Source organism: Proteus myxofaciens ATCC 19692 (assembly GCF_001654855.1).
Taxonomy (GTDB): Bacteria; Pseudomonadota; Gammaproteobacteria; order Enterobacterales; family Enterobacteriaceae; genus Proteus; species Proteus myxofaciens.
Map to the genome: position 1 here is coordinate 1 of NZ_LXEN01000270.1, position 214 is coordinate 214.

Annotated in this window: 1 protein-coding gene; it reads left to right on the forward strand. The window is 36.0% G+C overall.

Translation table 11 applies throughout. The features are described 5' to 3' along the window. On the forward strand, positions 1 to 191 hold a 191-nt coding region (locus M983_RS16860; RefSeq protein WP_483826424.1), incomplete at its 5' end, for a fimbrial biogenesis chaperone. Positions 192 to 214: the final 23 nt, after the last annotated feature.

Consider the following 214-nt stretch of genomic DNA (forward strand, 5'->3'; position numbering starts at 1 on the left):
GCCCTTATTTCGTGACGTTAAAATCATTATCCATAAATGGAAAAGCCATTTCGATAAAGACATTACCTAACCAGATGTTAGCCCCATTTAGCAAAATGACTTACCCAACAACAGCAATCACAGGGAAAGTAATGTGGAAAGCAATTAATGATTATGGTGGAGCGGAGACGTTTAATGGAACGATTAAATAAAACATTTGGTTTGGCGTTTTTTA